Genomic DNA, 15,322 nt, shown 5'->3' on the forward strand with positions numbered 1-15,322 from the left:
CCCAGGCCGCCCAGGAGTATCGGCCAATGCGCAACCTCCTGTGCATCCCCATAGTTGTGAAATCTGCCAGCAGAGGGCCCAGTGCGGCCCCAATGGCTGGAACTGCCTAGGAGAATTGTCATGACTACCCTGCAAGAAAACCTATCCCTCACGAGCGACCCGCTCGTGGTAGCGACCGGCGTCAACGTTGCGCTGGACGAAACCACCGGGCTGCAGAACGCCACCGCCACGCCAGCCCCTGCGGGAGACGCCGACGACAATGACATCCTGCTGGCCGCCCTGCCCTCGGCCTTCGCCACCCGGCTGACCGCCCTCGGCGCCGGCACCGCGACGGACGCCGCCTTGAGCGGCTATACCGGCGCCCTGGGCGACACCGGCAGCAATGCCTTCACCCTCAACCTGGCGCCCGATGCGATCAATGTCGATGTCGGCTTCACCGACAGCCTGGGCGCACCGCTCGACGGCCTGGACAGCGGCCTGGACACCCTCGATGGCATCGACATCCTTCTGTATACCGATACCGACAACAACATCCTGCTGGGCCGGGCCGGAGGCCCTGACGGGGCGATCGTATTCGCCGCCTATATCGAGGAAACCGGCTCGCCGCTGTCGGGCGGCAAGATCTGGACCGTGGAATACCAACCGCTCAAGCACCCGGACGGCAGTAACCCGGACGATGCCCTCAACCTGCTGGACAAGGTGTTTATCGGCGCCAGCCAGGACCTGACGTTCAGCCTGGCCAATGCGCCTTCCGGGCAGAACCTGTTCCTGATGTTCACCAAGGCCAACCCGACGGTGGTCGACGATGGCGGTGTCCTGCGGATCAGCGACCCGACGATCATCGCCACCGGCAAGGACCCCGCCGACGAATCGACGGGGGTCAATATCAATACCGGTGACACCATCAACACCAGCCAGGCCGGTGGCCCGACCACCTTCGGCACCAACAACCAGATGATCGTGGAACAGGAAGGCATCCGTTTTACCTTCGTCACCGGCGCCCGGCAGGACGTGACCGTGCCCAACCTGGATCAGAACGAAGCGGACGTCGAAGCCAATATCGACTACACCGCAGTGTTTAATGCGACGACGGCCAGCTTCGATGTGGTGCAGCTGCAAAGCGGCAAGAGTGCCGTGGTCAGGATCAGTGCCTTCAGCACCGCGGTTGAAACCGGCGCGGACTTCGTCAACGGCTATGCGGACGATACGTCGGTGGCCATTACCAATGTTCAAGTCATCGACAACGCCACCGGGCTGGTGATCGAGAACTCCGACGGCTCGGTGAACGATACGAGCATCCTCATCAGCTTCGATGGCGGCGTGGCCACCATCACCGGCGTCAAGGCCGGCTACCAGATCGAATACACCACCAGTGCAAACCACAACCGCGTGCTGGTCGAGAATGGCGCAGCCGTGGACGCCAAGGGCAATGACCACGCCGACTTCGACATCGGTGGCTTCACCCTGCGCCAAGCCACCACCGCGACCGCCGAAATCGGCTCGAAGATGATCTTCGAGGACGATGGGCCGGCCGCGGCCGGAACCGCTGAGGCCGGTACCGTCGACGAAGACGGCCTGGCCAATGGCATCGCCGGCGGCGTCGGCGACGTACCTGGCGAATCCACCAATGCCAGCGGCAACGTGACGGGCATCTTCCAGTCCGGCGTCGATGTGCCACTGACGTACTCCTTGTCGAGCGACACCAGCGGCCTGCCGGCCCTGACATCCGGTGGCGTGGCGCTGGTCTACAGCGTGGTCGGCGACACCCTCACCGCCAAGGCCGGCGCGGTCGATGTGTTCACCTTCAGCCTCAGCGCAGCGGGTGCCTACAGCTTCACCTTGCTGCAGCCGCTGGATCATCCAGCCGGCAATGACGAGAACGACATCACCATCAACCTGGGTAGCCTGCTGCAGGCCACCGACAAGGACGGCGATACGGTAACCGCTGCCGCCGAAAAACTGGTGATCACCGTCGATGACGACACGCCCACCGCGAATGGCACCGCTGGGGCCGGCACCGTCGACGAGGATGGCCTGGCCAATGGCATCGCCGGTGGTGTCGGCGATGTGCCGGGTGAACTCACTACTGCCAGCGGCAACGTCACGGGCATCTTCCAGTCCGGTGCCGACGTGCCGCTGACTTACGCCTTGTCGAGTGACACCAGCGGCCTGCCGGCCCTGAGTTCGGGCGCAGTGGCGCTGGTCTACAGCGTCGCGGGTGACACCCTCACCGCCAAGGCCGGCGCCGTCGATGTGTTTACCTTCAGCCTCAATGCCGCGGGTGACTACAACTTCACCCTGCTCCAGCCGCTGGATCATCCAGCGGGCAACGACGAGAACGACATCACGATCAACCTGGGCACCTTGCTGCAAGCCACCGACAAGGACGGCGACACGGTAACGGCCGCCGCCGAGAAACTGGTGATTACCGTCGATGACGACACACCCACCGCAACCGGAACCGCCGCGGCTGGAACCGTCGATGAAGACGGCCTGGCCAACGGTATTGCCGGTGGTGTCGGTGATGTGGCGGGCGAAGCCACCACCGCCATCGGCAGCGTCACGGGGATCTTCCAGTCGGGTGCCGATGTACCGCTGAGCTATTCCCTGTCGAGTGACACCAGTGGCCTGCCGGCCCTCAGTTCGGGCGGGGTGGCGCTGGTCTATAGCGTCGCCGGCGATACCCTGACGGCCAAGGCGGGCGCCGTCGATGTATTCACCTTCAGCCTCAGCGCCGCCGGTGACTACAGCTTCACCCTGCTACAACCGCTGGATCATCCAGCGGGCAACGATGAAAACGACATCACCCTCAACCTGGGCGCGATGTTGCAAGCCACCGACAAGGACGGCGACACGGTAACCGCCGCGGCCGACAAACTGGTGATCACCGTCGATGACGACACGCCCACCGCCAACGGCACCGCCGAAGCCGGAACCGTCGATGAGGACGGCCTGGCCAATGGCATCGCCGGAGGTGTCGGGGATGTGGCGGGCGAGTCCACCACCGCCAATGGCAGCGTGACCGGGGTCTTCCAGTCCGGTGCCGACGTACCGCTGACTTACGCCTTGTCGAGCGATACCAGCGGCCTGCCGGCCCTGAGTTCGGGCGGTGTGGCGCTGACCTACAGCGTTACCGGCGATACCCTCACCGCCAAGGCCGGCGCGGTCAATGTGTTCACCTTCAGCCTCAATGCCGTGGGGGCCTATGCCTTCACTCTGCTGCAGCCCCTGGATCACGCGGCGGGCAACGATGAGAACGACATCACCATTAACCTGGGTAGCCTGCTGCAAGCCACCGACAAGGACGGCGACACGGTGACCGCTGCGGCCGACAAGCTGGTGATCACCGTCGATGACGACACCCCGACCCTGGCCTTCGGCAACCTGATCGGCACCGGAACCCAGCTGGCGCAACAAGGCTACTGGAACCTGGGTTCTGGCGCCGACGGGCTGGATGCCAACGGCCTGGACATCTCGCTGGTGAACGACCAGTTCACCCTGGTCCGGCCGGACGATACGACCACCACCGGGACCGGCACGCTGGTCGAGCAGTCGCCTTCACCGGACGTCAATGGCGCCTACCAATTCGCCGGCACCTTGACCGGTGACTTCGACAACAACGCGGCAACCGCCGACACCACCATCCACTACACCCTGAGCGCCTATGCCAACGGCACTTATGCGCTGGACCTGGAAGAAGGCTTCCGCTCGACCGTGGTCCTCAGCAGTGCCGATGGCTCACTGGATGCCGGTGGCCCGGACCCTGTGCGCACGTTGACGATCGGCACCGAGGATGTGGTGTTCTTCGGCGCGAATCCGCTGGCGCCGCAAACCGGCGATAACAGCATCCTCACCGGTATCGGGCTCGGAGCACCCGACCCTACCGAAGCGCAGTTGCAGACCAACCCCTTGCCGTCGTTCATAGGCACAGCGGCCATGAACGTCAGCACCTCGGGCATCGGCATTGCCAACAACAACCTGGAGGGCAACAACACGGCGGGCATCAATGCCGGTGACGAGAGTTTCGTGGTCAACCCCGAGACGCTGCTGACGGCCATGAAGGTCTATATCGACAACTCGGTGCAGGGCTACAACCCGGCCACGGAAGAGCTGTACTACACGATCTACTACGACAACGGCACGACCTCGGGCGCGCCCATCAAGGTCCAGGCCGCCGACCTGCAGGCGGAGGCCGGAGGCCAGACCTCCTTCACCGTAGAGTGGGACGGCACCCACCTGATCGACGCCGTCCAGCTCACCATGGGCAAGGGCACGATCAAGGTGCCGACCATCGAGTTCATTCACGAGGTCCAGAGCCTGGCCAGCGATATCCAGCTGGCGTTCAACGCGACGGTGACGGACAAGGATGGCGACACGGCGACCAGCGCATTCGACGCCAACCTGTTCGCCAACGACCCGGCCAACGCCCTGTTCGACTTCAGGCTGATGGGCACCACCGGTGAGCGCGATGCCTTCAACATCGACCTGGCAGCCACCGAGAACCAGTACCAGGTCACAGGCTTCGATGCGGGCGCCGGCCAGCGCGATGCGCTGGTGCTCATTGGTGACGCGGGGGCCGTTGTGCAGTCGGTCGACAATGCCGGCAGCGACAGCATCGTGACGGTGGCCGAGACCGGCGGACAGATCACCACCATTACCCTGGTCGGGGTCGATCTGCTCAATACCGACATTGTGATGGGCAGCGTCTGAAACCTCGCGTGTCAAACCCAAGCGAGGGTGGCCTGGAAACCACCCTCGCTTTTTTGCGCGCCCATATTGAGAACCGCGGCGAACGCTCGAGCAGCCCGTCGAGCCGCTCGACGACGGCCTGTGGCCGCCATCGCGGGCTATCCCTGAAGCCCCCTCAGGGTCCTGTTTACGAGCGCTGCTGCGCCTTATCCCGCGTCCCGTCCTGAATAGGCTGAAACTCCCATCCTGCCTGGGAGTATCGGCCAATGCGCAACCTGCATGGCATCTCCATAGTGGTTGCATCTGCCAACAGAGGGCCCATCTGCGGCCTCAACGACTGGTATTGCACAGGAGAACGTCATGATCACTTCTAAAACAACCACATCTCCCACGAACGACCTGACCGCTGACACCAGTACCACTCTCTACCCCGTCTTCCCCAGTGACGACACGCTGACCCTCAGCACCGCCCAGGCCAACGGCACCGCGCCCGTGGTGATCGGCTCGAGCGTGACCCTGGACGAAACCACCGGGTTGCAGAATGCCACCACCACGCCGAGCCCGGCAGGAGACGCCGACGACAATGACATCCTGTTGTCCGCCCTGCCCTCGACCTTCGCCACCCGCCTGAGCGCCCTTGGCGCCGGTACCGCCATGGACGCCGCCTTGAGTGGCTATACCGGTGCCGTGGGCGATACCGGCAGCAATGCCTTCACCCTCAACCTGACACCCGGTACCAACGTCCTCGATATCAAGTTCACCGACAGCCTGGGCGCGGCGCTCAACGGCCTGGACAGCGGGCTGGATACCCTCGATGGCACCAGCATCCTTCTGTATACCGATACCAACAACAACATCCTGTTGGGTCGGGCCGGAGGCCCTGACGGCGCGATAGTGTTCGCCGCCTATATCGAGGAAACCGGATCGCCGGTCAGCGGCGGCAAGATCTGGACCGTGGAATACCAACCGCTCAAGCACCCGGACGCCAGTAACCCGGACGATGCCCTCAGCCTGCTGGACAAGGTGTTCGTCAGTACCCTCAAGGACGGCTTCGACCTGACCAACGCCCCCTCCGGGCAGAACCTGTTCCTGATGTTCACCGGGTCGAACCCGACGGTGGTCGACGATGGCGGTGTATTGCGGGTCAGCGATCCGACGATCATCGCCACCGGTAAAGACCCTGCGGACCAGTCATCGGGCGCCAACATCAACACCGGTGACACCATCAACACCAGCCAGGGCGGTGGCCCGACCACCATCGGTACCAACAACCAGATGATCGTGGAACAGGAAGGCATCCGCCTGACCTTCGTCACCGGCGCCCGGCTGGATGTGACTGTTCCCAACCTGAGCCAGAACGAAGCCGACGTCGAAGCCAACATCGACTACACCGCGATGTTTAATGCAACGACGGCCAGTTTCGATGTCGTGCAATTGCAAGGCGGCAAGACTGCGATGGTCAGAATCAGTGCCTACAGCACTGCGGTTGAAACCGGCGTGAACTTCGTCAACGGCTATGCGAACGATACGTCGGTGGCCATCACCAATGTGCGCATCTTCGATAAAAGCACCGGGCTGGTGATCGAGAACTCCGACGGGTCGGTGAACGATCCGAACATTGCCATCAGCTTTACCGGCGGCGTGGCCACCATCACCGGCGTCAAGGCCGGCTACCAGATCGAATACACCACCAGCGCGGATCACAACCGCGTGCTGATCGAGAATGGCGCAGCCGTCAACGCCAGGGGCGATAACCACGCCGACTTCGACATCGGTGGTTTCTCGCTGCGCCACCCCTCCACGATCACCACCGAAATCGGCTCGCAGATGATCTTCGAGGACGATGGACCGTCAGCGGCCGGCACCGCGGCAGCCGGCACCGTCGATGAGGACGGCCTGGCCAATGGCATCCCCGGCGGTGTCGGCGACGTGCCTGGCGAGGTCACCAGCGTCAGCGGCAACGTGAGCGCCATCTTCCAGTCCGGCGTCGATGTGCCGCTGACTTACTCCTTGTCGAGTGATACCAGCGGCCTGCCGGCCCTGACTTCCGGCGGCGTCGCACTGGTGTATAGCGTGGTGGGCGACACCCTGACCGCCAAGGCGGGCGCCGTCGATGTGTTCACCTTCAGCCTCAATGCCGCAGGTGACTACAGCTTTACCCTGCTCCAGCCCCTGGACCACCCAGCCGGCAACGACGAAAACGACATCACCCTTAACCTCGGTACCTTGCTGAAGGCCACCGACAAGGATGGCGATTCGGTGACGGCTGCGGCCGAGAAACTGGTGATCACCGTCGACGACGATACGCCCACCGCGACCGGCGTCGCCGCGGCCGGCACCGTCGACGAGGATGGCTTGGCCAATGGCATCCCCGGCGGTGTCGGCGACGTACCTGGCGAGGTCACCACGGCCAGCGGCAACGTCACCGGGATCTTCCAGTCCGGGGCCGACGTACCACTGACTTACTCCTTGTCGAGCGATACCAGCGGCCTGCCAGCCCTGAGTTCAGGCGGAGTGGCGCTGGTGTACAGCGTCGCCGGCGATACCCTGACGGCCAAGGCCGGCGCAGTCGATGTGTTCACCTTCAGCCTTAGCGCGGCGGGCGCGTATAGCTTCACCCTGCTGCAACCGCTGGATCATCCAGCGGGCGACGATGAAAACGACATCACCCTTAGCCTGGGCGCGATGCTGCAAGCCACCGACAAGGATGGCGATACGGTCACGGCCGCGGCCGAGAAACTGGTGATTACCGTCGATGACGATACGCCAACCGCCGCCGGAACCGCCGAGGCTGGAACCGTCGATGAGGACGGCCTGGCCAACGGTATTGCCGGTGGTGTCGGCGATGTGCCTGGCGAAGCAACGACGGCCAGCGGCAACGTCACGGGCATCTTCCAGTCCGGCGCCGACGTGCCGTTGACTTACTCTCTGTCGAGCGATACCAGCGGCCTGCCAGCCCTGAGTTCGGGCGGAGTGGCGCTGGTGTACAGCGTCGCCGGCGACACCCTGACCGCCAAGGCCGGCGCCGTCGATGTGTTCACCTTCAGCCTTAGCGCGGCGGGCGCGTATAGCTTCACCCTGCTGCAACCGCTGGATCATCCAGCGGGTGATGATGAAAACGACATCACAATCAACCTCGGCGCGATGCTGCAAGCCACCGACAAGGATGGCGATACGGTAACCGCCGCGGCCGACAAGCTGGTGATTACCGTCGATGACGACACCCCCACCGCGAATGGCACCGCTGGGGCCGGCACTGTCGATGAGGACGGCCTGGCCAACGGTATTGCCGGTGGTGTCGGCGATGTGCCTGGCGAAGCCACCACAGCCAGCGGCAGCGTCACGGCGATCTTCCAGTCCGGGGCCGATGTACCGCTGACTTACTCTCTGTCGAGCGATACCAGCGGCCTGCCAGCCCTGAGTTCAGGCGGAGTGGCGCTGGTGTACAGCGTCGCCGGCGATACCCTGACGGCCAAGGCCGGCGCAGTCGATGTGTTCACCTTCAGCCTCAATGCCGCAGGTGACTACAGCTTCAGCCTGCTCCAGCCGCTGGATCATCCGGCCGGCAACGATGAAAACGACATCAGCCTTAACCTGGGCGCGATGCTGCAAGCCACCGACAAGGATGGCGATACGGTAACGGCTGCCGCCGAGAAACTGGTGATTACCGTCGATGACGACACGCCAACCGCTACCGGAACCGCCGAGGCCGGTACCGTCGATGAAGACGGCCTGACCAATGGCATCGCCGGCGGTATCGGCGATGTGCCCGGAGAAGCCACCACGGCCAGCGGCAATGTGACGGCAATCTTCCAGTCCGGTGCCGACGTGCCACTGACTTACTCCCTGTCGAGCGATACCAGTGGCCTGCCAGCCCTGACTTCCGGCGGAGTGGCGCTGGTGTACAGCGTCGCGGGCGACACTCTCACCGCCAATGCAGGCGTGGGTGGCGCCGAGGTATTCACCTTCAGCTTCAGTGCCGCCGGTGCCTACAGCTTTACCCTGCTGCAGCCGCTGGATCACCCGGCCGGCAATGACGAAAACGACATCACGATCAACCTGGGCACGATGCTGCAGGCAACGGATAAGGATGGCGATACGGTGACCGCCGCGGCCGACAAACTGGTGATCACCATCGATGACGACACCCCAACCGCGAATGGCACCGCTGGGGCCGGCACTGTCGATGAGGACGGCCTGGCCAACGGTATTGCCGGTGGTGTCGGCGACGTGGCTGGCGAAGCCACCACGGCCAGCGGCAGCGTGACCGGTATCTTCCAGTCCGGCGCCGACGTACCGCTGACTTACGCCTTGTCGAGCGACACCAGCGGTCTGCCAGCCCTGAGCTCGGGTGGAGTCGCGCTGGTCTATAGCGTCGCTGGCGATACCCTGACCGCCAAGGCCGGTACCACCGATGTGTTCACCTTCAGCCTCAGCGCCGCGGGTGACTACAGCTTCACCTTGCTGCAACCGCTGGACCATCCAGCCGGCAACGATGAAAACGACATTACCCTTAACCTGGGCGCGATGCTGCAAGCCACCGACAAGGACGGTGACACCGTGACCGCCGCGGCCGACAAGCTGGTGATCACCGTCGATGACGACACACCCACCGCAACCGGAGCCGCCGAGGCTGGCACCGTCGATGAAGACGGCCTGGCCAACGGTATTGCCGGTGGCGTCGGCGACGTGGCTGGCGAAGCCACCACCGCCAGCGGCAATGTGACGGGCATCTTCCAGTCCGGCGCTGATGTACCGCTGACTTACTCCCTGTCGAGCGACACCAGTGGCTTGCCAGCCCTGAGTTCGGGTGGAGTCGCGCTGGTCTATAGCGTCGCTGGCGATACCCTGACCGCCAAGGCGGGTGCCGTCGATGTATTCACCTTCAGCCTTAGCGCTGCGGGTGACTACAGCTTCACCTTGTTGCAACCGCTGGATCATCCGGCCGGAAATGACGAGAACGACATCACCCTTAACCTGGGTGCAATGCTGCAAGCCACGGATAAGGACGGCGACACGGTAACCGCTGCCGCCGAAAAACTGGTGATTACCGTCGATGACGACACCCCCACCGCAAATGGCACCGCTGGGGCCGGAACCGTCGACGAGGATGGCCTGGCCAATGGCATCGCTGGTGGCGTCGGTGACGTACCTGGCGAAGCCACCACAGCCAGCGGCAGCGTCACAGCGATCTTCCAGTCCGGGGCCGATGTGCCGCTGACTTACTCCTTGTCGAGTGATACCAGTGGCCTGCCAGCGCTGAGTTCGGGCGGAGTTGCCCTTGTCTATAGCGTTGCCGGCGACACCCTGACGGCCAAGGCTGGCGCAGTCGATGTGTTTACCTTCAGCCTCAATGCTGCGGGTGACTACAACTTCACCCTGCTGCAACCGCTGGATCATCCAGCCGGCAACGATGAAAACGACATCAGCCTCAACCTGGGTGCAATGCTGCAAGCCACCGACAAGGACGGCGATACGGTGACAGCCGCCGCCGACAAGCTGGTGATTACCGTCGATGACGACACACCAACGGCGAATGGAACCGCTGGAGTTGGCACCGTTGACGAGGATGGCCTGGCCAATGGTATTGCCGGTGGTGTCGGTGACGTACCTGGCGAAGCGACAACGGCCAGCGGCAGCGTGACGGGTATCTTCCAGTCCGGTGCCGACGTACCGCTGACTTACTCCTTGTCGAGTGATACCAGCGGTCTGCCAGCCCTGAGTTCGGGCGGAGTGGCGCTGGTGTATAGCGTCGCCGGCGACACCCTGACCGCCAAGGCGGGCGCAACCGATGTATTCACCTTCAGCCTCAATGCTGCAGGTGACTACAGCTTCACCCTGTTGCAACCGCTGGATCATCCAGCGGGCAACGATGAAAACGACATCACGCTCAACCTGGGCGCGATGTTGCAAGCTACCGACAAGGACGGCGATACGGTGACCGCCGCCGCCGACAAGCTGGTGATCACCGTCGATGACGACACGCCAACCGCCACTGGAACTGCCGCGGCTGGCACTGTCGACGAAGACGGCCTGGCCAACGGCATCGCCGGCGGCGTTGGCGACGTACCTGGCGAAGCGACAACGGCCAGCGGCAGCGTGACCGGTATCTTCCAGTCCGGCGCCGATGTACCGCTGACTTACGCCTTGTCGAGCGACACCAGCGGTCTGCCAGCCCTGAGTTCGGGCGGCGTGGCGCTGGTCTACAGCGTTGCCGGCGATACCCTGACGGCCAAGGCTGGCGCAGTCGATGTGTTTACCTTCAGCCTCAATGCTGCGGGTGACTACAGCTTCACCCTGCTGCAACCGCTGGATCATCCAGCCGGTAACGATGAAAACGACATCACCCTTAATCTGGGCGCAATGCTGCAGGCCACCGACAAGGATGGCGACACCGTGACCGCTGCGGCCGAGAAACTGGTGATCACCGTCGATGACGACACCCCCACCGCAAGCGGAACCGCTGCGGCCGGCACCGTCGATGAGGACGGCCTGGCCAATGGCATTGCCGGTGGCGTCGGCGACGTGGCCGGTGAGGCCACCGTGGCCAATGGCAGCGTCAGCGGTATCTTCCAGTCGGGTGCCGACGTACCGCTGACTTACGCCTTGTCGAGCGATACCAGCGGCCTGCCAGCCCTGACGTCTGGCGGAGTGGCACTGGTGTACAGCGTGGCGGGCGATACCCTCACCGCCAAGGCCGGTACCACCGATGTATTCACCTTCAGCCTCAGCGCCGCCGGTGCCTACAGCTTCACCCTGCTGCAGCCGCTGGATCACCCAGCCGGCAACGATGAAAACGACATCACCCTCAACCTGGGGACTCTGCTGCAGGCCACCGACAGGGACGGCGACACGGTAACGGCCGCCGCCGAGAAACTGGTGATCACCGTCGATGACGACACGCCAACGGCGAATGGCACCGCCGCGGCCGGCACCGTCGATGAGGACGGCCTGGCCAACGGCATTGCCGGGGGTATCGGTGACGTGCCTGGCGAAGCCACCACGACCAGCGGCAGCATCAGCGGTATCTTCCAGTCGGGTGCCGACGTACCGCTGACTTACGCCTTGTCGAGTGATACCAGCGGCCTGCCAGCCCTGAGCTCGGGTGGGGTGGCGCTGGTCTACAGCGTGGCGGGAGATACCCTGACGGCCAAGGCAGGTGCCGTCGATGTGTTCACCTTCAGCCTCAGTGCCGCAGGTGACTACAGCTTCAGCCTGCTCCAGCCGCTGGATCATCCGGCCGGCAACGATGAAAACGACATCACCCTTAACCTGGGCACCTTGCTGCAAGCCACCGACAGGGACGGCGACACGGTAACCGCTGCCGCCGAGAAACTGGTGATCACCGTCGATGACGACACGCCAACGGCGAATGGCAGCGCCGAGGCCGGCACCGTCGACGAGGACGGCCTGGCCAATGGCATCGCCGGGGGTATCGGCGACGTACCGGGCGAGGTCACCACGGTCAGCGGCAACGTCAGCGGCATCTTCCAGTCCGGGGCCGACGTACCGCTGAGCTACTCCTTGTCGAGTAACACCAGCGGCTTGCCAGCCCTGAGCTCCGGTGGAGTGGCACTGACCTACAGCGTCCTGGGCAGCACCCTGACCGCCAAGGCCGGCGCGACTGACGTGTTCACCCTCAGCCTGACGGTAGCGGGTGCCTACACCTTCAGCCTGCTCCAGCCCCTGGATCACGCGGCCGGCAACGACGAGAACGACCTGACGATCAACCTGGGCAGCCTGCTGCAAGCCACCGACAAGGACGGCGACACGGTGACCGCCGCGGCCGACAAGCTGGTGATCACCGTCGATGACGACACGCCAACCCTGGCGTTCGGCAACCTGATCGGCACCGGGACCGACCAGGCGCAACAAGGCTACTGGAACATGGCCGCCGGCGCCGACGGGCTGGGTGCGGCCGGGCTGGACATCTCGCTGGTGAACGGCCAGTTCACCCTGGTCCGGCCGGACGATACGACCACCACCGGCACCGGTACGCTGGTCGAGCAGTCGCCGTCACCGGACGCCAATGGCGCGTATCAGTTCGCGGGCACCTTGACCGGTGACTTCGACAACAACGCGGCGACCGCGGACACCACCGTCCACTACACCCTGAGCGCCTACGCCAACGGCACTTATGCGCTGGACCTGGAGGAAGGCTTCCGCTCGACCATCGTCCTCAGCAGTGCCGACGGCTCGCTGGATGCCGGTGGCCCTGACCCCGTGCGCACGCTGACCATCGGTAGCGAGGACATCGTGTTCTTCGGCGCCAACCCACTGGCTCCGGCAAGCGGCGCGAACAGCATTCAGACCGGCATCGGGCTTGGAGCGTCCGACCCTACCGAAGCGCAGTTGCAAACCAACCCGCTGCCGTCCTACATCGGCTCGGCAGCCTTGAACGTCAGTACGGCTGGCATCGGCGTCGCCAACAACCTGCTCCAGGGCGACAACCAGGCGGCGATCGGCGCGGCCGATGAAAGCTTCGTGGTCAACCCGCAAAGCCTGCTGACGAGCATGAAGGTGTTTATCGACAACTCCGTGGGCGGTTACAACACGGCAACCGAAGACCTGTACTACAGGGTCTTCTACGAAGATGGCACCTTCTCCAACCTGATCGAGGTCAACACCCTGACGCCAGAGGCCGGTGGACAGGTGTCCTTCACCGTCGAGCAATCGGCTACATCGTTGATCGATGCGGTCCAGCTGACGATGGCCCGGGGCGAGATCAAGATCCCGACGATCGAGTTCACCCACGAGACCGAGAGCCTGGCCAGCGACGTCAAGCTGGCGTTCAACGCAACGGTGACGGACAAGGATGGCGACACGGCGACCAGCGCGTTCGACGCCAACCTGTTCGCCAACGACACGACCGACGTGCTCTTCGACTTCAGGCTGGTGGGCACCACGGGTGAAAGGGATGCCTTCAACATCGACCTGTCGGTCGCCGAGAACCAGTACCAGGTCACAGGCTTCGATGCCGGAGCCGGCCAGCGCGACGCAGTGGTGCTCATTGGTGACGCGGGCGCCACTGTGCAGTCGATCGACAACGCCGGCGCCGACAGCATCGTGACGGTGGCCGAGACGGGCGGACAGATCACCACCATTACCCTGGTCGGGGTCGATCTGCTCAATACCGATATCGTAATGGGCAGCGTCTGAAACCTCGCACATGCGAATAAAAGCGAGGGTGGCCTGGAAACCACCCTCGCTTTTTTTTGCCGCTACCGTCCGCAACGCTCTCACTCGCTCGCGCGACAAACGCCCAGGCAGCCCAAGGCTCACAGAGCACGGCGACATGCCTGCGCATTCATGGGGCAGGAAACGACGAGAACGGCATTACCCTCGATCCGGGCAGCCTGGACAGCGACAAGGGCAGCCACAGGGCTGCCTTGTCTTGATCAGCTCAATCCAGCTCCACCCACGTGGAGTCGGGCGGCTCTTCGTTGTCGGTGAGCCCGTGCTTGAGGGCGTACATCAGCAAGTCGATGCGGTTGATCAGGTTGAGCTTCTGATAAATGTTGCTGAGGTGGTTGTGCACGGTGTGCTCACTGATGCCCAGGCGCTCGGCGATGCTCATGTATTTGGCGGACGGGTCGCCGACGATGGCGCGAATCAGCTCCCGCTCGCGCAATGTCAGCCGCGCCTGCTTCGCCTGCTCCAGGTTGCATCGCACGGGTATATGCCGGGTCGCGGCATAGCCGGAAAGCCCGCCAGACCAGGCTCGGTCCAGCCCGGCGTCGTGATGGTGGACCTTGATGATGGCCCGGATGATCGAGTCCGTCGGGTCTTCCGCCAGCACGATGCCGCGCGCGCCCGCCTCGATCGCCTGGGCAACCGGAACGGATTCGTACAGGCCCTTGAGCACCAGCAATTTCATTTCCGGGCTGCGGGTCAGCCCCGCGACGACCTCCAGGGGGTTCAGCGCATCCGGAAAGAAACTGAAAAAAATCACATTGGGACGCAGCTGATCGGCAAGGTCCAGCGCATTGGTGTAGGTGGTGGCCTGGCCACTCACCTCCATCCGGGGCTTCCTCGCATTGATCAAATCATGGAGCCCCATGAGCACGAGGGGGCGGCAGTCGATCAGCATCACGCGTATCGTTTTTGTATGGTCTGGCATGATCTTCCTGCCTCCCCTTGAAAAACGATGACCTTCATACGCGTTGGCCTTCCTTGATCGGCCACTCGCTCTTGAAGGACGGATGCGAGCGCCGAAAGGCTCTGAAACGTGCCCGCCCGGGTCTTGGCGACCCAGGGTACAGGCAGAAATTGCGGAGGTTTCCCGCAGCCGGGCAAAGTTATCGAAACGGCATAAATAAGAATAACTATCAATAGTTTGCACGTGTCGCAGGGCATCCGCGAGCCCTCAACTGAGTCTAGGCCAGCCCACTGCGCTGCCTGCCAACCCATCCGTCGGTCTTCGACCCAAGCCGGGTGCGGGTCGTTGGGTCGAGGTTCCCCTGGGGCGCCCTACCCCCCGCAAATCAAGCTCTTAGGCTCGCCACGAGCGAGCGGCGGGCAAAGCCGGACCCCACCAGGCTCGTCAAGTAACAGACGAATGGCGCGCAGATAAGTCAGTAGGCAATGAGAGCGTCAATTTATCGACGGGGCCGGCAGCGCCATGAAATCTCCG

General features: G+C 63.7%; 3 protein-coding genes. 2 read left to right on the forward strand and 1 reads right to left on the reverse strand.

The genetic code is table 11. The annotated features are described in order from the left end of the window. The first annotated feature begins 120 nt into the window (after positions 1-120). Both BM019_RS24335 and BM019_RS24340 read left to right on the forward strand, forming a co-directional pair. On the forward strand, positions 121-4,710 hold the full coding sequence (locus BM019_RS24335) for a T1SS-143 repeat domain-containing protein (protein ID WP_092420885.1): 4,590 nt from the start codon (positions 121-123) through the stop codon (positions 4,708-4,710). A 339-nt stretch (positions 4,711-5,049) separates the two neighbouring features. Then, positions 5,050-13,848, forward strand: coding sequence for a T1SS-143 repeat domain-containing protein (locus tag BM019_RS24340; protein WP_092420888.1), 8,799 nt, complete (start codon positions 5,050-5,052; stop codon positions 13,846-13,848). Positions 13,849-14,092: 244 nt separating this feature from the next. Here the strand turns inward: BM019_RS24340 and BM019_RS24345 are convergent, their stop codons facing one another. Then, positions 14,093-14,809: a response regulator transcription factor gene (locus tag BM019_RS24345; RefSeq protein WP_092420890.1), complete on the reverse strand. Its 717-nt coding sequence runs from the start codon at positions 14,807-14,809 to the stop codon at positions 14,093-14,095. Positions 14,810-15,322 lie beyond the last annotated feature (513 nt).

The organism is Pseudomonas sp. NFPP07 (genome assembly GCF_900115645.1).
GTDB lineage: Bacteria > Pseudomonadota > Gammaproteobacteria > Pseudomonadales > Pseudomonadaceae > Aquipseudomonas > Aquipseudomonas chlororaphis.

Excerpts from the sequence above, each read along its gene's own strand:
- BM019_RS24335 (WP_092420885.1), top strand. The coding sequence starts at position 121 with ATGACTACCCTGCAAGAAAACCTATCCCTCACGAGCGACCCGCTCGTG.
- BM019_RS24340 (WP_092420888.1), top strand. The coding sequence starts at position 5,050 with ATGATCACTTCTAAAACAACCACATCTCCCACGAACGACCTGACCGCT.
- BM019_RS24345 (WP_092420890.1), bottom strand. The coding sequence starts at position 14,809 with ATGCCAGACCATACAAAAACGATACGCGTGATGCTGATCGACTGCCGC.